The 18,934-nt window shown below is 70.4% G+C and carries 23 protein-coding genes and 1 pseudogene; 7 read left to right on the top strand and 17 right to left on the bottom strand.

Annotation, left to right across the window (positions count from 1 at the left end; genetic code table 11):
* Positions 1-281: 281 nt before the first annotated feature.
* Positions 282-539 carry a hypothetical protein gene (locus V4Y04_RS21360; RefSeq protein ID WP_332429829.1) on the bottom strand — a complete coding sequence of 86 codons (258 nt, stop codon included), beginning with the start codon at positions 537-539 and terminating at the stop codon, positions 282-284.
* Between V4Y04_RS21360 and V4Y04_RS21355 the strand changes: the two are divergent.
* Together V4Y04_RS21355 and V4Y04_RS21350 are read left to right on the top strand one after the other, a co-directional pair.
* Positions 429-761, top strand: a pseudogene (locus V4Y04_RS21355) (SDR family oxidoreductase); the annotation flags it as partial. The gene V4Y04_RS21360 and the pseudogene V4Y04_RS21355 sit on opposite strands and share 111 nt — an antisense overlap.
* A gap of 5 nt (positions 762-766) precedes the next feature.
* Positions 767-1,804, top strand: coding sequence for a MaoC family dehydratase (locus tag V4Y04_RS21350; RefSeq protein ID WP_332432946.1), 1,038 nt, complete (start codon positions 767-769; stop codon positions 1,802-1,804).
* On the opposite strand, the gene V4Y04_RS21345 is transcribed toward V4Y04_RS21350, so the two are convergent.
* From V4Y04_RS21345 to V4Y04_RS21320, 6 genes are all read right to left on the bottom strand, one after another.
* Positions 1,774-2,517, bottom strand: a complete 744-nt coding sequence (locus tag V4Y04_RS21345; protein WP_332429827.1) for a TetR/AcrR family transcriptional regulator — start codon at positions 2,515-2,517, stop codon at positions 1,774-1,776. The two genes, V4Y04_RS21350 and V4Y04_RS21345, sit on opposite strands and share 31 nt — an antisense overlap.
* Positions 2,518-2,608: 91 nt before the next feature.
* Complete coding sequence (locus V4Y04_RS21340; RefSeq protein ID WP_332429826.1) at positions 2,609-2,929, bottom strand: DUF4229 domain-containing protein; 321 nt, start codon at positions 2,927-2,929, stop codon at positions 2,609-2,611.
* 225 nt (positions 2,930-3,154) lie between these two features.
* Complete coding sequence (locus V4Y04_RS21335) at positions 3,155-3,679, bottom strand: GNAT family N-acetyltransferase (RefSeq protein ID WP_332429824.1); 525 nt, start codon at positions 3,677-3,679, stop codon at positions 3,155-3,157.
* A gap of 37 nt (positions 3,680-3,716) precedes the next feature.
* Complete coding sequence (mqnE, locus tag V4Y04_RS21330; RefSeq protein ID WP_332429822.1) at positions 3,717-4,880, bottom strand: aminofutalosine synthase MqnE; 1,164 nt, start codon at positions 4,878-4,880, stop codon at positions 3,717-3,719.
* A 92-nt stretch (positions 4,881-4,972) separates the two neighbouring features.
* On the bottom strand, positions 4,973-5,431 hold the full coding sequence (locus V4Y04_RS21325; RefSeq protein ID WP_332429820.1) for an Lrp/AsnC family transcriptional regulator: 459 nt from the start codon (positions 5,429-5,431) through the stop codon (positions 4,973-4,975).
* Positions 5,432-5,598: 167 nt separating this feature from the next.
* Positions 5,599-6,306: a UbiX family flavin prenyltransferase gene (locus tag V4Y04_RS21320; RefSeq protein ID WP_332429818.1), complete on the bottom strand. Its 708-nt coding sequence runs from the start codon at positions 6,304-6,306 to the stop codon at positions 5,599-5,601.
* 176 nt (positions 6,307-6,482) lie between these two features.
* Between V4Y04_RS21320 and V4Y04_RS21315 the strand changes: the two genes are divergently transcribed.
* Positions 6,483-7,028 carry a rhomboid family intramembrane serine protease gene (locus V4Y04_RS21315; protein WP_443080193.1) on the top strand — a complete coding sequence of 182 codons (546 nt, stop codon included), beginning with the start codon at positions 6,483-6,485 and terminating at the stop codon, positions 7,026-7,028.
* Between the two features lie 61 nt (positions 7,029-7,089).
* On the opposite strand, the gene V4Y04_RS21310 is transcribed toward V4Y04_RS21315, so the two are convergent.
* From V4Y04_RS21310 to V4Y04_RS21300, 3 genes are all read right to left on the bottom strand, one after another.
* Positions 7,090-7,662, bottom strand: a complete 573-nt coding sequence (locus tag V4Y04_RS21310) for a Uma2 family endonuclease (protein ID WP_332429814.1) — start codon at positions 7,660-7,662, stop codon at positions 7,090-7,092.
* Between the two features lie 76 nt (positions 7,663-7,738).
* A complete protein-coding gene (locus V4Y04_RS21305; RefSeq protein ID WP_332429812.1) occupies positions 7,739-8,026 on the bottom strand; it encodes a hypothetical protein in 288 nt (95 codons plus the stop codon).
* Complete coding sequence (locus V4Y04_RS21300) at positions 8,023-8,349, bottom strand: hypothetical protein (RefSeq protein WP_332429810.1); 327 nt, start codon at positions 8,347-8,349, stop codon at positions 8,023-8,025. The genes V4Y04_RS21305 and V4Y04_RS21300 overlap by 4 nt, the downstream gene beginning before the upstream one ends.
* Positions 8,350-8,512: 163 nt before the next feature.
* Between V4Y04_RS21300 and V4Y04_RS21295 the strand changes: the two genes are divergently transcribed.
* Positions 8,513-8,785, top strand: coding sequence for a GntR family transcriptional regulator (locus V4Y04_RS21295; protein WP_332429808.1), 273 nt, complete (start codon positions 8,513-8,515; stop codon positions 8,783-8,785).
* Positions 8,786-9,362: 577 nt separating this feature from the next.
* On the opposite strand, the gene mqnP is transcribed toward V4Y04_RS21295, so the two are convergent.
* The 3 genes from mqnP to V4Y04_RS21280 are packed head-to-tail and all read right to left on the bottom strand — an operon-like array spanning position 9,363 to position 12,225.
* A complete protein-coding gene (mqnP, locus tag V4Y04_RS21290; protein WP_443080056.1) occupies positions 9,363-10,286 on the bottom strand; it encodes a menaquinone biosynthesis prenyltransferase MqnP in 924 nt (307 codons plus the stop codon).
* The gene (locus V4Y04_RS21285; RefSeq protein ID WP_332429807.1) at positions 10,283-10,777 is read right to left on the bottom strand and encodes a hypothetical protein; all 495 of its coding nucleotides are present in this window, start codon (positions 10,775-10,777) and stop codon (positions 10,283-10,285) included. The genes mqnP and V4Y04_RS21285 overlap by 4 nt, the downstream gene beginning before the upstream one ends.
* The gene (locus V4Y04_RS21280) at positions 10,774-12,225 is read right to left on the bottom strand and encodes a menaquinone biosynthesis decarboxylase (RefSeq protein ID WP_332429805.1); all 1,452 of its coding nucleotides are present in this window, start codon (positions 12,223-12,225) and stop codon (positions 10,774-10,776) included. Before V4Y04_RS21280 ends, V4Y04_RS21285 begins: the two co-directional genes overlap by 4 nt.
* A 93-nt stretch (positions 12,226-12,318) precedes the next feature.
* Here V4Y04_RS21280 and V4Y04_RS21275 point away from each other — a divergent pair, with 93 nt between their 5' ends.
* Positions 12,319-12,705 carry a PLD nuclease N-terminal domain-containing protein gene (locus V4Y04_RS21275; protein WP_332429803.1) on the top strand — a complete coding sequence of 129 codons (387 nt, stop codon included), beginning with the start codon at positions 12,319-12,321 and terminating at the stop codon, positions 12,703-12,705.
* A gap of 41 nt (positions 12,706-12,746) precedes the next feature.
* Here the strand turns inward: V4Y04_RS21275 and V4Y04_RS21270 are convergent, their stop codons facing one another.
* The gene (locus V4Y04_RS21270) at positions 12,747-13,643 is read right to left on the bottom strand and encodes a hypothetical protein (RefSeq protein WP_332429801.1); all 897 of its coding nucleotides are present in this window, start codon (positions 13,641-13,643) and stop codon (positions 12,747-12,749) included.
* Positions 13,644-13,768: 125 nt separating this feature from the next.
* Between V4Y04_RS21270 and V4Y04_RS21265 the strand changes: the two genes are divergently transcribed.
* Together V4Y04_RS21265 and V4Y04_RS21260 are read left to right on the top strand one after the other, a co-directional pair.
* Entirely contained in the window at positions 13,769-14,596 is an 828-nt protein-coding gene (locus tag V4Y04_RS21265; protein WP_443080192.1) for a MerR family transcriptional regulator, read from the top strand.
* Between the two features lie 65 nt (positions 14,597-14,661).
* Positions 14,662-15,120 carry a nucleoside deaminase gene (locus V4Y04_RS21260; RefSeq protein WP_332429798.1) on the top strand — a complete coding sequence of 153 codons (459 nt, stop codon included), beginning with the start codon at positions 14,662-14,664 and terminating at the stop codon, positions 15,118-15,120.
* A gap of 62 nt (positions 15,121-15,182) precedes the next feature.
* Here the strand turns inward: V4Y04_RS21260 and ccsB are convergent, their stop codons facing one another.
* The 3 genes from ccsB to V4Y04_RS21245 are packed head-to-tail and all read right to left on the bottom strand — an operon-like array spanning position 15,183 to position 18,864.
* Positions 15,183-16,331, bottom strand: coding sequence for a c-type cytochrome biogenesis protein CcsB (gene ccsB, locus V4Y04_RS21255; RefSeq protein ID WP_332429797.1), 1,149 nt, complete (start codon positions 16,329-16,331; stop codon positions 15,183-15,185).
* Complete coding sequence (gene resB / locus V4Y04_RS21250; RefSeq protein ID WP_332429796.1) at positions 16,328-18,133, bottom strand: cytochrome c biogenesis protein ResB; 1,806 nt, start codon at positions 18,131-18,133, stop codon at positions 16,328-16,330. Before resB ends, ccsB begins: the two co-directional genes overlap by 4 nt.
* Before the next feature lie 5 nt (positions 18,134-18,138).
* On the bottom strand, positions 18,139-18,864 hold the full coding sequence (locus V4Y04_RS21245) for a cytochrome c biogenesis CcdA family protein (protein WP_332432944.1): 726 nt from the start codon (positions 18,862-18,864) through the stop codon (positions 18,139-18,141).
* Between the last annotated feature and the right edge of the window lie 70 nt (positions 18,865-18,934).

Raw genomic sequence — 18,934 nt, 5'->3', positions numbered from 1 at the left:
TCCGCCTCGAACGTCCATTCGGCCACATGGTCGCCCTGGACTTCCGGGGGCGCCGCCCGGACCGGATGGCCGAGGCCCTGGAGGCTGCCGGGTTCACAGCGGAGGAACTCGTCCCGCACTCCGAGCGGGCCGCGGCCGAGGAACAGGACGAGTCGACACCCCAGGCGTTTCCCCTCGCCCGCACCACGCGCATCGCCCGCATCCCGCACGTCGGCCGCCGGTCGCCGGTTCCTCAACACCGACATAGTATTACCAGCGGTAACCTTACTTCGAAGTAAGTCCTACTGGAGCGCGTACACCAGCACGTACGCACAGACGCGCACCGCACGCATCCAGGGCTGGGAGTCGCACATGGCCGACCGCTGTCCGAGCTTCACCGGGACCACGCCCGGCCGCTTTCTGAGCCGTCGGCCGGGCCTCTCCCAGCCGTCCTCGCTGAAGCGCTGGTCAGCGGCGCGGCCGGACCTCGACGGCGATCCGCTCCACCTACCGCGGGCAGGTCCGGCCTCGACCTCGCCCCGCGCGCGGCGGCCGAGCACGGGGTGACGGTGAACGCGGTCGCCCCCGGGTTCATCGAGACGAAGATGACCGCGGCGGTCCCGCTGGTCGTCCGCGAGGCGGGCCGGCGCATGAACTCCCTGGCCCAGGGCGGCCTTCCCGTCGACGTCGCCGAGACCACCGCCTGGCTCGCCCACCCGGCCTCGGGCGCGGTCAACGGACAGGTCGTACGGGTCTGCGGCCAGAGTCTGCTGGGGGCGTGACCGCCATGGCCTCCGTACCTTCCGTACCTTCCGTACCTCCCCCCGCCGCGCCCTCGGCCTCGGCCTCGGTGACCCTCGCCCGTTCCCCCGCCCTCGTCCCCCTGCTGGCGCGCGGTGCGCTGCTGTCACCGTTCAAACGGCCCCGCCCCGACGCCGTGTTCCCGCGGACCCGGCTCGTCCTGCCCTCCCTGCGGGTGGATCCCGCGAGGCTGGCGGCGTACGAGCGGGTGTGCGGCTTCCCCGCCGCGGGAACAGGACGAACCGGCGAGGCCGGCGAGACCGAGAAGGCCGAGAAGGCCGAGAAGGCCGGCGAGACCGAGAAGGCCGGGGGAACCGGGGAGGGATCCGGCGCGCTGCCGCTGACGTATCCCCATGTACTGGGCTTCCCTGCGGCCATGCGGCTGATGAGCGGCCTGGACTTCCCGCTGCCGCTGCTGGGGCTCGTCCACACGTCGATCGAGATCACCCGGCACCGGGACGTGCCCGTCGCCGGGACGCACGGACTGAGTGTGCACCTCGAGGGGCCCGCACCGCACCGGCGCGGTACGGAGGCCACCGTGGTCACCGGGCTGCGGTCACCCGGCGGTGGCCTCGTATGGGAGTCGCGGAGCACGTATCTGGCCCGGCACCCCACTTCCGGGCCGCCCTCCTCCGGGCCGTCCCCCTCCGGCCGGCCCACCCCGCCTCCGGAGGAGGAATCAGTGACGGCGCGGGCGCAGCCGCTGCCCGTCGTCGACGCGTGGCTGCTGGCCGGGGACACGGGACGGCGGTACGGTGCCGCGTCCGGCGACCGCAACCCGATCCACCTGTACCCGCTCACCGCACGGCTCTTCGGCTTCCCCCGTGCGATCGCGCACGGCATGTGGACCGTGGCCCGCTGCCTCGCCGCGCACGGCGCCCCGGAAGCGGTGACGGTCCGGGCCGACTTCAAGGCGCCGGTCCTGCTGCCGGGCACGGTGACGTACGGGGCACGGGACGGGTGTTTCGAGCTGCGCGGTCCCGGCGACCGCCTTCACCTCACCGGGGAGGTCCGCCCGGCGTGAACGGCCGCGCCGGCATCAGCGTCTTCGGTGCCGGTGCCGGTGCCGACACCGGTACCGCTGTCCAGGGCTTCGCCGTCGGGCGGTGACCAGGGGCGGCCCGCCATCAGGTCGCCCAGTCCCGCCCAGGCGAAGTTCATCAGGGTGGCCGACGCCTGCCGGGCGGTGACGCCCGGGGTGCTGTTGGCCCAGTCCGCGAGCGCCTCGGCGGCGCCGACCAGTGCTTCCGCCAGCCCGACGACCTCGCCGCTGGGCAGGTGGGGGTCCCGGTGCGCTTCCCGGGCGGCGGCGAGGATCAGCTCGGTCACGAACGTCACGATGTCCGCGCGCAGCGCGGTGACTTCGGCGGCGAACATCTCACCGTACGTACGGGCCTGGAGATGCAGCACGGCCCAGCCGTCCGGGTGCCGCGCGGTGTGGGTGAAGAACGCCGTCAGTCCCGCCCAGAGCTGGCGGTCCGCGGGAAGCACGGGACGGGCACCGGCGCGCACCGCCTCGACGAGAGCCTTCGCCTCGCGGCGGATGCACGCGATGAACAGGTCTTCCTTGGAATTCAGATACAGGTAGACCAACGGCTTCGAGACGCCCGCCAGTTCGGCGATCTCGTCCATCGACGCGGCCATGTAGCCGCGCTGGCCGAAGGTCTGCACGGCAGCGTCCAGCATCTGCTGCTCGCGGACCGCACGCGGCATCCGCTTGCTCTTCACGGCACCCATACGGAGCAGCCTACGGGGCGGTGGCACCCTCCCCCGCCCGCGCGGGAAACCCGCCCCGCCTCGCCCGAACCGGACGCATGCCGCCGGGGCCCTACGAGGCCTTCGCCTGCGCCTGGCCCTGCGCCTGTGTGCCGCGGACGTCGTCGGCGGTGTCGTCCTCCTGGCTGCGGTTGGCCTCCAGGTTGGCCTTCGCCCGGTCGACCCGGCGCACGATGTTCTCGGAGGCCAGGTCCCGCTGCTTGCGGAGCACGACCAAGCTGATCGGCGCCGAGAACACCAGGGCGAGCAGGATGATCCACAGCCCGTTGGAATCGCCCAGGCCACGCGGGGCGAGGCCGGAGTAGACGAGACCCCAGACGACCAGGAGGCAGCCCACGAAGATCCCGAAGCGCATCAACGTGTAGCGGAGCATCTTCTTCCACTCTCCCGGACGAACGGCCAGAACGTACCCAAGGGGTTCCCAATGGGACACCTCCAGTGAAGCACGTCCACCCTCGCACACCCGCGGCGGGGCCCACGCGTAGACGTGTACATGACAGCCTTCCCGGCCCTGCCCCCGAACCCGACCCCGGACCCGGCCCCGAACCCGACCCGGCGCCGGGACCAGGTCAGGTCGATCGGGTCAGGCCAGGTCGAGTCAGGTCAGCGACAGCAGCAGAACGATGTCGTCCCGGTCGTCGCCCGGGGCCACCCTGATCGCGTCGGGGATCCGGCCGACCTCCTTGTAGCCGCAGGAACCGTAGAAGCGCTCCAGGCCGAGGCCGCCGCGGCAGGTGAGCCGGATCGCCTCGATGCCGGGCAGGGTGCGGGCGGCCTGCTCTGCGGCGGCGAGCAGGTCACGGCCGTACCCCTTGCCCTGGTGACGGGGGTGGACCATCACCGTGTACAGCCAGATCCAGTGCGTCATCAGACGGTGGGTGTTGAGGGTGAGGAACGCCGTCGCGGCGACCCGCCCCTCCTCGTCGAACCCGACGAGGAGCCGGGACCGTTGCTCCTCCATCGCCACGAACTGCCGTAGCAGCTCGGGCCGGACGACTTCCGGCGTCACCGGCGGCACGAAGCCGACGGCTCCGCCCGCGTTGGTGACGTCCACCCACAACTCCAGGATGCTGTCACGGAGTTCGGGAGTGACGGACGGATCCAGCACGAAGGTCAACGGCATGGGACGGGGGCTCTCCGGCAGGGGCGGGCGTTCTTCCTCAGACCCGCATCGGCTGCGGGGACTCGCGGCGGGCGGGGTCGGCGGCGTCGTACTCGCGGATGATTTCATACCGCGTGTTGCGCTCCACCGGGCGGAAACCGGCGTCGCGGATCAGGTCCAGCAGGTCCTCGCGGGTGAGTTTGTTCGGCGTGCCGAAGTCGTCCGCGTCGTGCGTGATCTTGTATTCGACGACCGAGCCGTCCATGTCGTCCGCACCGTGCTGGAGGGCGAGTTGAGCGGTGTTGACGCCGTGCATCACCCAGAAGACCTTGACGTGCGGGACGTTGTCGAAGAGGAGACGGGAGACGGCGAACGTCTTCAGCGCCTCGGCGCCGGTTGCCATCTGCGTCCTGGACTGGAGGCGGTTGCGGATCTTGCCGTCCTTCATGTCCACGAAGTCGTGCTGGTAGCGCAGGGGGATGAAGACCTGGAAGCCGCCGGTCTCGTCCTGGAGCTCACGCAGCCGCAGCACGTGGTCGACGCGGTGGCGGGGCTCCTCGATGTGGCCGTAGAGCATGGTGCAGGGGGTCTTCAGCCCCTTCTCGTGCGCCAGCCGGTGGATCCGCGACCAGTCCTCCCAGTGGGTGCGGTGGTCGACGATGTGCTGCCGGACCTCCCAGTCGAAGATCTCCGCGCCGCCGCCGGTGAGGGACTCGAGCCCGGCGTCGATCAGCTCGTCGAGGATCTCGGACGCGGACATCCCGGAGATGGTCTCGAAGTGGTGGATCTCGGTGGCGGTGAACGCCTTCAGCGACACGTCCGGCAGTGCGGCCTTCAGCTCGCGCAGGGAGCGCGGGTAGTAGCGCCAGGGCAGGTTGGGGTGGAGTCCGTTGACGATGTGCAGCTCGGTGAGGTTCTCCGCCTCCATCGACTTGGCGAGCTTCACCGCCTCCTCGATCCGCATCGTGTACGCGTCCTTCTCCCCCGGCTTGCGCTGGAAGGAGCAGTACGCGCAGGAGGCGGTGCACACGTTCGTCATGTTGAGGTGGCGGTTGACGTTGAAGTGGACGACGTCGCCGTTCTTCCGCGTCCGCACCTCGTGCGCCAGCCCGCCCAGCCAGGCCAGGTCGTCCGACTCGTACAGCGCGATGCCGTCCTCGCGGGACAGCCGCTCACCGGAGCGGACCTTCTCCTCCAGCTCGCGCTTGAGCCCGACGTCCATACGGATCCCTCTTTCCTGAACTTTCCTGCCCGGCTTACCCGGCTTGCCTGTTCTGGCCGTCCCGGCCGGCTCAGCCAACCGTAACGCCCCGGCTACTGGACCTCTTCGGGCAGCTCACCGACCCGGTTCTCCCACTTCGTGGAGAGCACGATGGTGGTACGGGTCCGGGAGACGCCCTTGGTACCGGACAGCCGACGGATGGTCCGCTCCAGCCCGTCCACGTCGGCCGCCCGCACCTTGAGCATGAAGGAGTCCTCGCCCGCGATGAACCAGCAGTCCTCGATCTCCCGAAGATCCTTCAACCGCTGCGCCACGTCCTCGTGGTCGGCGGCGTCGGAGAGCGAGATGCCGATCAGGGCGGTCACCCCGAGCCCGAGCGAGGCGGCGTCCACGGTGGCGCGGTAGCCGGTGATGACACCGGCCGTCTCCAGCCGGTTGATCCGGTCGGTGACACTGGGCCCCGACAGGCCGACGAGGCGCCCCAGCTCGGCGTAGGAGGCCCGGCCGTTCTCTCTCAGGGCCTGGATGAGCTGCCTGTCCACCGCGTCCATGCGATCGAAGCCTTCCGCTGAAGAGTCTGAAGTTGAGAGCTGGGGAGCTGAATGGTGGTTCGTTCGGTCCGTCCGGGCGGTCCGGGCGGTCCGGGTGGGCGGTCCGGGTGGTCCGGGCGGTCCGGGTGGGCGGTCCGGGTGGTGATGTCGCCGGCGCGGCGTCGGGGTCACTCGGTCCGGGTGGACCCGCTTCCGAGTTCGCCCTTCCAGCGGCGGTACAGCCGGTGCTCGACACCCGCCGCGTCGAGTACGCGGCCGGCGACGAAGTCCACCAGGTCCTGGATGTGCGTCGCGCCCGCGTAGAAGGCCGGCGAGGCGGGCACCACGGTCGCGCCCGCGTCGTCGAGGGAGACCAGGTGCCGCAGGGTCTGGCCGTTCAGCGGGGTCTCCCGCACGGCCACGACCAGGGGGCGCCCCTCCTTGAGGGTCACGCTCGCCGCCCGTTGCAGCAGGTCCTTGGACAGCCCGAGTGCCACCCCGGCCACGCAGGCCGTGGAGGCGGGCACGATCAGCATGCCCTTGCTCGGATACGAGCCGGAGGAGGGGCCCGCGGCGAGGTCACCGGCGCCCCAGTGACGTACGCCGTCGAGGTCCGCGGTGAAGGTGTCCGGCTTGCCGTCCGCTCCACGGGACAGCCATTCCCGCAGGTCGTCGCGCCAGTGGGCGTCCCGGAAGGAGATGCCGGTCTCGTCCAGCAGGGTGAGCCGCGAGGCACGGCTGACGACGAGGTCGACACTCTCCCCCGCCTGGAGGAGCGCACGGAGGACCGCTGCCGCATAAGGCGTGCCGGAAGCACCGGACACCCCCAGGATCCAAGGCGTTCGCGTTGTCTCTCCTGGCTTGAGATGGTTCACGAGACCGAGCCTATCCGGCATCGTGGGAGGGGAACCGGCCAAGGGGTCCCGTCCGTCTCTCAGGCGGACGGCCGATCCGCCTCCGCGGCGGACGACCGGTCCCATCCCGGGCGGGCGAACGAGTCAAGGGGGTTGCCGTGTCCGACATCGATACGCGGTGGTCGGGGCGCGAGCGGGCGAAGACGGCGGCCGTGGTGATGGTGGCCTGGGTGGCACTGCTGTGGCTGCTGGAAGTGGCCGACATGGCCTCCGGTCATGCTCTGGACGACTTCGGCGTCGTGCCGCGCACGACCTCGGAGCTGGTCGACGTCGTCCCCTCCGCCTTCGTCCACTTCGGCTTCGCCCATGTCGCGGCGAACAGTGTGCCGCTGCTGGTGCTCGGTTTCCTCGCCGCCCTCGGCGGCCTGCGCCGGTTCGCCGCCGTGTGCGCGCTGATCATCGTCTGCGACGGTCTGGGGGTGTGGCTCATCGCCCCGGCGCACACCAACACGGCGGGCGCCTCCGGCCTGGTCTTCGGCCTCTTCGGCTTCCTGCTGTGCAGCGGCTTCGTGGAGCGCCGGCCGATGGGCGTCGTCGTCGCCGTGCTGGTCGGCGCGGTCTGGGGCGGCTCGATCCTCGCGGGCATCGCGCCCGGTCAGACCGGCGTGAGCTGGCAGGGCCACCTCATCGGCCTGCTGGCCGGCGTGGCCTCGGCCTTCCTGTTCCGCCGCGCACCCGCCCGCCGGGGCGCGCTCACCGCGTGAGGCCGAGTTCCGGTGCGGGGAGAGGCGCGCACAGACCGGTGCGGGGCCCCTGCGGGCGGGGTCAGGACCGGCCGGGGGCCTTGGGATCCACGGGGAGAGCGGCAGTGGCGATCGTCAGTTTGCCGAGCGGGGAGTCAACCGTGAGGTCAGGGCCGTAGGCGAGGGTGTCGCGACCCCGGTAGCCGTCCGGGCCCGGGTTCCAGAAAGTGACGACGTGGCCCCGGAGCGGGTCGAAGACCAGATAGTTGGCGATGCCACGGGAGGCGTACCAGCGGGGTTTCACCTCGTAGTCGCGGCGGATGCTGCTCGGCGACACCACCTCGGCCACGAACTCGATCAGGTCGGGCTGGTACGCGCCGCTGTTCTTCTCCTCCGCTTCAGCCGGAATGACCGCCAGGTCGGGGCAGAACTCGTTGTCGTCGTCGAACGGAAAGGCCACGTCCGTGACCAGAGCCCAGGCGGAAGGGAGCTGGGGCTCGAGCTCGGTCCACAGCCGCGTGATCGTCTTTCCGTGAAACGGCCTGACCGGGTTCATCATGATGCTGCCCTCGACGATCTCCGTGTGATAGCCGGGGAACAGGTCCTCCAGCCTGCTGAGCTGCGAGTGCAGGCGGTCAAGGTCCGAGACGGTCACGGAAACCTCCCTGGTGTCCTGCCCCCGATGGTAGGCCGCACGCTACGGACGCGTGCGGCCATGTGTGCCGGTTTTCTCAGGACTTCACTCTCAGCGCGATGCGCAAGGTGTCGGTGAGCGTCCGCGTCAGCTCGGTCACGAGATACCGCAGCTCCTCCGGACCCGCCTCATTCACCAGCTGCCGGGCGTGCCCCAACAGAACGGCCGCCATCTCCAGTTGGGCGGCCTCCACCGCGTTCGCGCGACGAGAGACCGGCCCGGGCCGCGCCGGGTCGGCGATGACGTAGGCGCGCTTGCCGTCAGGACCGGGCCAGGGCAGAGGGCGCGGCTCGTGACTCTCTCCGGACGCCGACTCGCACGTCATGCAACCTCCGCCCCGTGCATCACATACGGGCCGGGCCCGTCCAACCCCAGCGCCGCGAGCTCCCGCTCCCACCGCCGGGCCGCCCGCTCGGCAGCGACGACGTACGGACGGACAGCGCGGGTGGCCTCACCGGCGAGCGGCTGCTCCGGGCGGTGGGAGCGGGCGACGGTTCGGTACGTGAGAGGCCGCGCGGTACGCCTGTGCCGTCCGGCCGCCGGTTCGGACGGGGCGGGCAGCACCGTACGGGCGAGGGTGAGCAGGACCGCGGCGGATGCGAGGAAGAGGGCCGCACAGGGCAGGAGGGCAGGGATAGGCTCGGACACGCGTCAGCTCCTTGTTGGCTGGTGCCGTGCCCCGGGACGGCCGCAATCCGTCGCCGGGGCTTCTTGCGCCCAACCTAACACCAGGAACCTGCAGAGACCTGTAGGAACCTAGGGGAACTATAGATCGATAAGTCAGGCGTACTGAGCTAACTATGGAACGGTGATGGAGTTCCAGCCTGACGTTCCCCGCTGGCGGCAAGTGGCCGCCGTCATCCGTAACCGCATCGAAGACGGCACCTATCCCCCTCGCGGACGTGTCCCCTCGGTGCAGCAGCTCGTAGAGGAGTTCGGCATCGCGACTGCCACCGCCGGCAAGGTGAACGTGGGCCTGAAGAAGGAAGGGCTCGTCTACACCGAGGTAGGCATGGGTTCCTTCGTCACCGCGGACGCGCTGGACATCCTCAGGAACGCCCGCGCCAAGGAAGAAGACGCCTGACGCACGAAGCCCCGGCATCGGAGCGGCTGGCTCCGGCGCCCGGGTCACCTCACCCCAGGGACCGGCCCTTGGGTGATGTGAGCCCCTTGGCGGGGTCGACACGGAGGATCGCGGTCCACACCGCGGGTGGGCAGGATGCGTCGCATGCCAGCACCTTGCCACTGTGCCCGGGAAGGCGCTGTTGACCGGTCCGGTGCCAGTGAGGAACGACTTGCCGTCGTACCGCCAGGAGAAGCCCGCGGCGCGCCGGACGGTCCTGGTGTGGTCACGCACGACTTGATCCGCGCCCAGCGTAAGTACGGCTTGGCATCAACCGGAAAGCCCACCTGATCGGCCTGGCAGCAGGCATGACGGCGGCGTTCCTCTTCCGCCGCCGGCTCCACCGGCCGTGTGCAGTGCGCCCTGCCCAGGCCGACGGCTCCGAGCAGTCATCCCCGCGTGTGCGGGGAGCAGGTGAGCGTGAACGGGTTCATGGGCATAGCCCTCGGAACATCCCCGGATCAGGGAGCAACGAGGGGAACCTACGGCCCGCTCACTCTCCTGCAGCCGAAAACCAAGCACGACCACCCGAAAAGGGCTACAAGGTGAGCCCACGCACCAAAAGGTCGATCAGGGCGCAGACGAAGAGGCTGATGCCGATGAAGCCGTTCGTCGAGAAGAACGCCCTGTTCAGGCGGGTCAGGTCGGTCGGGCGGACGATGGTGTGCTCGTAGACGAAGGCCGCCGCGACGATCACCAGGCCGAGCCAGAAGAACGCGCCGGCGCCGGTGAGCACCGCGAACCAGACGAACAGGGCCGTCGTCACGGCGTGGCAGGCGCGGGCGCCCCAGACGGCGGCGGGGATGCCGAAGCGGGCCGGGACCGACTTCACGCCGACCTCGCGGTCGGTGTCGACGTCCTGGCAGGCGTAGATGAGGTCGAAGCCGCCGATCCAGATGCCGACCGCGAGGCCGAGGACGACCGCGTCCCAGGACCAGGAACCGGTGACGGCCAGCCAGCCGCCGACCGGGCCCATGGCCTGGGCGAGTCCGAGGATGGCCTGCGGGAAGTTCGTGAACCGCTTGCCGTACGGGTAGACCACCATCGGGATCACCGCGACCGGCGCGAGGATCAGGCAGAGCGGGTTGAGCAGCGCCGCCGCGCCCAGGAACACCACCAGGGCGATGATCGCGCCGGTCCACGCGTGCCTGACCGACATCGCGCCGGTGACCAGCTCACGGTGGGCGGTGCGCGGGTTACGGGCGTCGATCTCGCGGTCGATGATCCGGTTGGCGGCCATCGCGAAGGTGCGCAGGCCGACCATGGCGATCGTGACCAGGAGCAGCTTGCCCCAGTGGATGTTCTCGTCCCACTCGTACATCGCGGTGAGGGCGGCGATGTAGGCGAAGGGCAGCGCGAACACGGAGTGCTCGATCATCACCAGGCGCAGGAAGGCCTTCACGCGGCCGGCCGGCCGCGGTGCCGCGCCCGAGTCCACGACCCCGTCGGCGGTGGTCATCATGCGAGGCTCCCGAGGAACGTGTCGAGGTCGGCCAGGAGGCCGGCGACGGGCAGCGGACCCGTCTCCACGGTCAGCGGTGTCCCGGCGTCGTCGCCGGACGGATCGTCGGCGTCGGGCGGGGTGACGTGCGCGGTGAAGGCGTAGGCGTCCGCTCCGGCCGGGCGGGCGTCCAGCCGCAGCAGCGCGCCGCCGTCGACCGTGAACGGCCCGCCCGTCGCGGCGGCCAGCTCGGCGCGCAGCCGCTCGGCGAGGTCGGCGGGTTCCGTGTCGCGCACCCCGGGCAGTTCGAAGCCGCCGCCCTCGCCGTCGTGCTCGACCAGGACCGCCCAGGTGTCACCGGCGCCCGCGAACTCCTCCGCCGTGACGCCCGCCTGCTCGGCGGCCCGCCGGACTCCGGGGTCGGCCGGGTCCAGCTCGGGACGCACGAGGGCCACGTAGTCGGTGTCGGTGCCGATGAAGAGGGCCGGGCCGCCCACGGCGACGGGACTCACAGTCCGTACTCCTTCCAGCGGCGGTCGACCAGCGCGGCCGTGTCCGGGTCGGACTCGACCATGTCGGGCCAGCCGCCGTCGCGCGTGTACCCCTCCTCGGGCCACTTCTTCGTCGCGTCGATACCCGCCTTGCCGCCCCAGAACTGCTGGTAGGAGGAGTGGTCGAGGTGGTCGACCGGGCCCTCGACGATGCTGAGGTCGCGGGCGTAGTCGGTGTTGCCGAGGGCCCGCCAGGCGACTTCGTGCAGGTCGTGGACGTCGCAGTCGGAGTCGACGACCACGATCAGCTTGGTCAGCGACATCATGTGGGCGCCCCAGACCGCGTGCATCACCTTCTGCGCGTGCTTGGGGTACTTCTTGTCGATCGAGACGATCGCGCAGTTGTGGAAGCCGCCGGCCTCGGGGAGGTGGTAGTCCACGATGTCCGGGATGATGATCTTGAGGAGCGGCAGGAAGAAGCGTTCCGTCGCGCGGCCCAGCGGCCCGTCCTCCGTCGGCGGCCGGCCGACCACGATCGACTGGATCAGCGGACGCTTGCGCATGGTGACGCAGTCGATCGTCAGTGCGGGGAACGGTTCCTGCGGGGTGTAGAACCCGGTGTGGTCGCCGAACGGTCCCTCCGGGAGCATCTCGCCCGGCTCAAGCCAGCCCTCGATGACGACCTCGGCGTGCGCCGGGACCTGGAGCGGAACCGTCTTGCAGTCGACCATCTCGATCCGCTTGCCCTGCAGGAACCCGGCGAAGAGGTACTCGTCGATGTCGCCGGGGAGCGGCGCGGTGGAGGCGTACGTCACGGCGGGCGGGCAGCCGAAGGCGATGGCGACCGGCAGCCGCTCACCGCGCCGGGCTGCCACCTGGTAGTGGTTCCGGCTGTCCTTGTGGATCTGCCAGTGCATGCCGATGGTGCGCTTGTCGTGACGCTGGAGCCGGTACAGGCCGAGGTTGCGGATGCCCGTCTCGGGATGCTTGGTGTGGGTGAGGCCCAGGTTGAAGAAGGAGCCGCCGTCCTTGGGCCAGGTGAACAGGGCGGGGAGCTGATCGAGGTCCACGTCGTCGCCCTGGAGGACGACCTCGTGCACCGGGGCGTCCTTCACCTTCTTCGGCGGTACGTGGGTCATCGAACCGAGCTTGCCGAACGCCTCGCGCATGCCCACGAAGCCGTTCGGCAGCTCGGGCTTGAGCAGACCGCCGATCTTCTCGCTGATCTCGGCGTACGACTTCAGGCCGAGCGCCTTCAGCAGCCGGCGGTCGGTGCCGTACACGTTCATCGCGAGGGGCATGCTCGAGCCGCGCACGTTCTCGAAGAGCAGGGCGGGGCCGCCGGCCTTCTGCACCCGGTCGACGATCTCACCGACCTCGAGGTGGGGGTCGACCTCGGTCTTGACTCGCTTGAGGTCTCCCTCGCGGTCCAGAGCCCTCAGCAGGGAGCGAAGATCGTCGTAAGCCATGGGGTCAAGTATCCCCGAGCGGCTACCCTTGCCCTGTACCTGGGGGCCGTGGCCGTGCCGACGCCCCCGACGACCCCTTCTCTGGAGAGGCCCATGCTCAGGGTGCTGATGTTCCTCGTCCCCCTCGCCCTGAGCGTCTACGCGTTCATCGACTGCATCAGCACGAAGGACGAGGACATTCGTCACATGCCCAAGCCGCTGTGGGCGATCCTCGTGCTGCTGTTCCCGCTCGTCGGCTCGATCTCGTGGATCATCGCCGGCAAGAAGCGGCACCCCGCGGGCGCCGGTGCCGTCGGCTCCGCCTGGAGCCGGGGCGGCAGCCGGCAGCAGTGGGTGGCCCCGGACGACAACCCCGACTTCCTGAAGTCGCTCGGCGAGGAGAAGAACGGACCCGGGGGGAAGAACACCGACCCGGACCCGGACCGGGAAAAGGGTACGGACAAGGGCAAGGAACGGGACGAGAAGCCCGAAGCCGACTGAGCTCAAAAGACACGGGCCCGCCGCTCCGAACCACCGCCGGGTCACTCGCCTTCGAAGACCTCCTCCGCCTCAGCCACGGTGACCGCCCGGAGGAGCCACGCCCGGAGGATCTCCGCGTCACCGCACTCCGTGATCCGCCCGCGCACCTCGTCCGAAACCTTGAGACCCCGCTGCTCGAGCACGAGCAGGACGTCCTCGGCCCCCCGCTGCACATGGCCGCGCTCAAGCCCTTGCGCGCGCCCTTCGTCCCGGATTTCTTCGGAGATGTAGGACTTGTAGAAGGAGAGGTCCACGGCCACCAGGTTCCTCCAGAGGTGCTTGGCCGGACGGTTGCCCAGCCCCTGTGCGGTGAATTCGACAATGGGATCCGCGATGTCTTCGGGGGTGTCCCGCAGTGCTGTGGAGAGCGCCTTCAGTATCTCATTGACGGCCGTATCGGCGGCGTGTGTGATGGCCGCCAGACTGGCCAGCACCAGGTCGGCACGGGCCTCCTCCGGGTCCTTGATCACGGGCATGTTGTGCGGGCCCGCGACCAGGGGCCGCAGGGTGAGGGTGGGCATCTGTGACGGCCCGCTGCACACCGGCTGCTGGGCCCAGCGGGCCGTGGCGTGGTCCTGGCAGACGACGAGGAGCGCCGTGGGAAGCCGGTACTTCGTCCACAGGTAGCTGACGTAGTACGCCCAGCTGGCCGGCTTGTCCGGCTTCCTGTTGCCCTGGGCCTCCACGGCCAGCAGGAACGCGCCCTGTTCCGCGGTCTCCAGCCGCAGCAGGGTGTCCACCCTGCGTTCGACGGGGTTGGCCTCGGTGAGGTCGGTCGGCAGGATGGACGCCTTCACCGGAGTGGGTACGTCCACCCCGAGGAACCGGGAGACGCGGCTGAACAGTCCGGGGTCGTGCTGGAAGATGCGGTGCATCGCCTCGTGGGAAGAACTGACCATGGTGTCCGTTCGGATCAGGGCCGGGCGCCAGTCGTTCGGCGGTTGCGGCGCAGGCCGCAGCATGGCTATGGCCTGGGTACGCCGAGCGTAGGAGGGTGAAGGCTCAAGATCCGGTTCGGGCGGTGATGTTCACCCACTCGAGTGAGTACGGGGAAGGGGGGGCCGTGGGGAGTGAAGCGCGGTTGCGGTCTGTCGATCTGGCGCGGCTGGCCGGGGTGTCGACGCAGCAGATCCGGAACTACGAGGAGTCCGGGGTACTGCCGTCCGCTCCGCGGACCGAGTCGGGGTACCGGGTGTTCGAGGAGGTGCACCGGCAGGCTCTGCTGGCGTTCCGGGCGCTGATGAAGGGGTACGGGCCGGTGACCGCGACGCCGGTGATGCGGCGGGTGCACCGCGGGGACGTGCCGGGCGCGCTGGCGCTGGTCGACGCCGCGCATGCCGCGCTGCACGAGGAGCGGGTGGCGCTGCGTGCCGCGGACGAGGCCCTGCGCGCGTTGGCCGGTACCGAGCCCGCCGCGTCGTCCCGCCCGGCGCTGCGCATCGGGGAGGTGGCCGGGCTGCTGGGCGTACGGACGTCGGCGCTGCGGGTGTGGGAGGCCGCCGGGCTACTGACACCCCGGCGGGAACGCGGCACCGGGTACCGCCTGTTCGATCCCGCCGACGTCCGCGACGCCCGGCTCGTCCACACCCTGCGGAGCAGCCACTACCTGTTCGACCGGATCCGCCCGGTGCTGGACGGGCTGCGCCGGGAGGGCAGCAGCGAGGCGCTGCGGGTGGCCCTCGTCGCGCGCGGCGAGGCGCTCACCGCGCGCACGTGGGCGATGCTGGAGGGCGCGGGAGCCCTGCACGCCTACCTGGGGTCGGTCACTGCCGGGGGCCACACCGGGGGTTCTGCCGGGGGGCACGCCGGGGACCCTGCCGCGGACTCTGCGGGGGGACCCGCGGGGGACTGACTTCCGTCGCCCGGCCGGCCCGTCACCGGCCGGGACGAGGACGGCTTCGAGGGGAGACTGGGGTCATGGAGTCGATCGATGCGGAAACGGCCCGTGCCTGGCTCGCCACCGCCGTCGCGGAGGCCCGCGCCGGTCTCGCCGAGGGCGGCGTCCCCGTGGGCGCCGCGCTGTACGGAGCGGACGGAACCCTGCTCGGCCGGGGCCGCAACCGCCGCGTGCAGGACGGCGACCCGTCGGTGCACGCGGAGACGGCCGCCTTCCGGGCGGCGGGGCGGCAGCGTTCGTACCGCGGGACGACGATGGTGACGACCCTGTCGCCGTGCTGGTACTGCTCCGGGCTGGTCCGGCAGTTCGGCATCCCGCGGGTGGTGATCGGCGAGGCGGCCACCTTCCACGGCGGGCACGACTGGCTCGCCGAGCACGGCGTACGGATCGTGCTCCTTGACGATCCGGAGTGCGCCTCGATGATGCGGGAGTTCGTCGCGCGTCATCCACAGCTGTGGAGCGAGGACATCGGGAACTGAACCGCGAAGGCCGGTTCCCGTGACTCAGGTCAGGGGAACCGGCCTTCGCGGTACGCGGTTCGTCAGAAGCCGATGGCGGTGAGGGCGCTCATGCCGACGTCGGCGTAGGAGTGCTTGCCGGAGACGAAGATGTTCACGCCGTAGTAGTTGAACAGCCAGCAGCCGAAGGCGGCCAGGGCCAGGTAGGCGGCCTTGCGGCCCTTCCAGCCGGCGGTGGCGCGGGCGTGCAGGTAGCAGGCGTAGGCGACCCAGGTGATGAAGGACCAGGTCTCCTTGGGGTCCCAGCCCCAGTAGCGGCCCCAGGCGTCGCCGGCCCAGATGGCGCCCGCGATGATCGTGAACGTCCACAGCGGGAAGACGGCCGCGTTGACGCGGTAGGAGAACTTGTCGAGCGAGGCGGCGGCGGGCAGCCGCTCCAGGACCGAGGTGGCGAAGCTGCCCGGCTTGCCGCCGCGCGCGAGCTTGCTCTCGTAGGAGTCCTTGAACAGGTACAGGATCGTGCCGACCGCGCCGACGTAGAAGACCGCGCCGCACAGGATCGCGGTGGAGACGTGGATGTACAGCCAGTACGAGTCGAGCGCGGGGACCAGCTGGTCGCTCTCGGTGTACAGGACGGTGACGGCCAGGCCGAGGTCGAGGAGGACCGTGGTGGTCAGGAACAGGCCGAGCCAGCGCACGTTCTTCTTCAGGGCCAGCAGCAGGACGTACACGCCGACTGCGGTCGTGGTGAAGGTGATGTTGAACTCGTACATGTTGCCCCAGGGCGCCCGCTGCACGGACAGCGCCCGGGTGAGCACTCCACCGAACTCGACCAGGAAGGCGAGCACGGTGAGGGAGACGGCGATCCGCCCGAAGAGGTCGCCCTGCGCGTCCCCGCCGTGTGCTCCCGGCCCGTCGGGCACGTCCCGCGCGCCGGCCGCGGCCCGTACGACGACCTTCGGCCGCTCCAGTACGGCGGTGCCGCCCTCCTGCCTCACGGTGACGGCGGGTGCCTTCCTCGCCGCCTCCCCGCGGGGGGTGAGCGCGGCGGCGGTGCGGGCGACCTTGCTGCGGCTGCCGAAGATCCATTCGGCGATGTACGCGAAGAAGGCCAGGGTGTAGACCGCCATCGCGGAGTAGATCAGGACGTTGCTGATCTCCGCGAGGTTCTCGTTCTGCGCGGCGGCCAGGCTCGTGGCGGTGGCCAGATCGGGTGCGGCGGCGAGATTCACGGCTTCTCAGCCCCTTCGGCAGGTACGGCTCGAGGATCGGGGGATTCGGAGGGCTCGGAGGGCTCGGGGGAATCCGGTGGATCGGAGGAAAGCTCCGGGTCCGGGTCCGGGGCGCCCGGGGCCTGGTCGTAGAGGATTCCGGCGAGGTCGCCGAGTTCCTCGGGCACGGTGGCGGACTCGCTGCGGCCGAGCCCGGCCATCTCGACGACGGTGACGCCGTCGGGGCCCTCGACCGCGCGCACCCACACCCGGCGCCGCTGGATGAACAGGGAGCCGGCCAGGCCGGCGATGGCGACGAGGGCACCGCCGAGAGCCCAGCCGCCGCCCGGCTCCTGGACCATCTGGAAGCCGGCCCACTCCCTGACGTCCTTCTCGAAGGTGACCGAGCCCGCCCCTCCCGGGAGGGTCATGGTCTCGCCGGGCGTCAGCAACTTCTTGAACAGCTCGCCGTCGGAGTCCTTGAACTCCTTCATCTTGGTCTTGTCCATCTGGTACACGCTCTGCGGAATGCCGGAGTCGGCCTTCAGGTCGCCGTGGTAGGCGGACAGGGCGAGTACGGGATAGTCGAGGGCCGGGAACTGGGAGAGCATCGTGCCGCTCTCCGAACCACCGAAGGTGGGCACGAAGAAGGCGTTGAACCCGAGCTGTTCCTTCTTGCCCTCGGCGTTGCGGTAGCCGTCGAGGACCTTGACCACACCGGAGGAGGTGACGTTGGCGTCGAGCGGCAGCAGCGGCACGGCGTCCTTGAAGACGACCTTGCCGTCGCCGTCGCGGACGGTGACCACGGGCGCGTAGCCGTGGCTGACGAGGTAGACCTTGGAGTCGCCGATCACCAGCGGCTCGTTCACCTTGACGGTGGTCGTCTCCTCCTCGCCGTACGCGCCCTGGGTGTAGACGAGCTCGGTCTCGTAGGTGCGCGGCGTTCCCTTGTTGGGGCCGCTGCGCTCGTAGGTGCCGGTGAAGGACTTCACGTCGAAGCTGAACGGCTCCAGGTCGGCGACGTCGAAGAGGTTGCCGGACTTGAAGTCGTCGTACTGCGTGAGCGTGTTGGCGAAGCCGTTGCCCTCGACGATCAGCTTGTTGCCCTCGGACTTGAACAGCTGGCCCCAGGCGAAGGCGATCAGCATCACGATCAGGGCGAGGTGGAAGGCGAGGTTGCCAGCCTCGCGCAGATAGCCCTTCTCGGCGGCGACGGCGTCACCGGCGAGGTGGGCGCGGAAGCGGCGCTTGCGCAGCAGGGCGAGCGCGGCCTCGCGAACCTGCTCGGGGCCGGCCTCGGTGCGCCAGGTGGTGTACGCGGGCAGCCGGGTCAGGCGCTTGGGGGCGCCCGGCGGGCGCCCGCGCAGCTGACCGACGAACTGCAGGGTGCGGGGCGCGATGCAGCCGATGAGGGAGATGAACAGCAGGATGTAGATCGCCGAGAACCACACCGAGCTGTAGACGTTGAACAGGCCGAGCTGGTCGTAGACCGGCGCGAGGACCTCGTGCCGCTCGCGGAAGTCGGCGACCCGGGCCTCGTCGACACCGGTCTGCGGGATCAGCGAGCCGGGGATCGCGGCGAGCGACAGCAGCAGGAGCAGCAGCAGCGCGACCCGCATGGAGGTGAGCTGCCGCCAGAACCAGCGGGCCCAGCCGATGACGCCCAGGGCGGGCAGGTTCGGCAGGTCCTCCTTGGGCGCGGTGGACAGCTGCGAGCCGGCCTCGCCCAGATCCCGGTCCTGTTCCCGGGCGGCGGTGTCGGCCGCGTCGCCCTCGGATCCCGCCGGGGTGTGTCCCGGCCCGGTTTCGGATGTCGTGCTCATCGCCGTCAGATCCCCACCGTGAAGCCGTTGGACCAGGTCTGCATCTCCATCACGAGGCTGTCCCACACGCCGGTGAGCAGCAGCACTCCGGTCACGATCATCATCGTGCCGCCGATCCGCATGACCCAGACGTAGTGCCGCTTGACCCAGCCGAAGGCACCGAGGGCCTTGCGGAAGGCCACGGCCGCGAGGACGAAGGGCAGACCCAGCCCCAGACAGTACGCGACGGTCAGCACGGCCCCGCGTCCGGCGCTCTCCTGCTGTGCGGAAAGCGTCAGTACGGAGGCGAGGGTGGGGCCGATGCAGGGCGTCCAGCCGATGCCGAAGAGGGCGCCGAGGACGGGCGCGCCGGCCAGTCCGGCCGCCGGCCGCCTGTGGAAGCGGAACTCGCGCTGGGTCAGCCAGGGCATCATCCCCATGAAGAAGACGCCCATGAGGATCATGAGGACGCCGAGCACCTTGGTGAGGATGCCCGACTGTTCCTGCAGCGTCTGCCCGAAGTAGCCGAAGAAGGCCCCGCCGGAGACGAACACGACGGTGAAGCCGAGGACGAAGAGCGAGGCGCCGGCGACCATCCGGCCGCGCCGGGCCTCGGCCAGGTCGGTGCCGGACACGCCGGTGACGTAGGAGAGGTAGCCGGGGACCAGCGGCAGGACGCAGGGCGAGAAGAAGGAGACGAGCCCGCCGAGCAGGGCGATGGGCAGCGCCACCAGCAGGGCGCCGTTGAGCACCGTGCCGTTGTAGACCTGGTCGGCGGCGAGGTGCGCCGTCCCGGCGGAGAGGGCGCTCGCCTCGGTCGCG

The organism is Streptomyces sp. P9-A2, from assembly GCF_036634175.1.
Lineage (GTDB): Bacteria > Actinomycetota > Actinomycetes > Streptomycetales > Streptomycetaceae > Streptomyces > Streptomyces pratens.
This window is presented reverse-complemented; position numbering and strand designations above follow the sequence as displayed.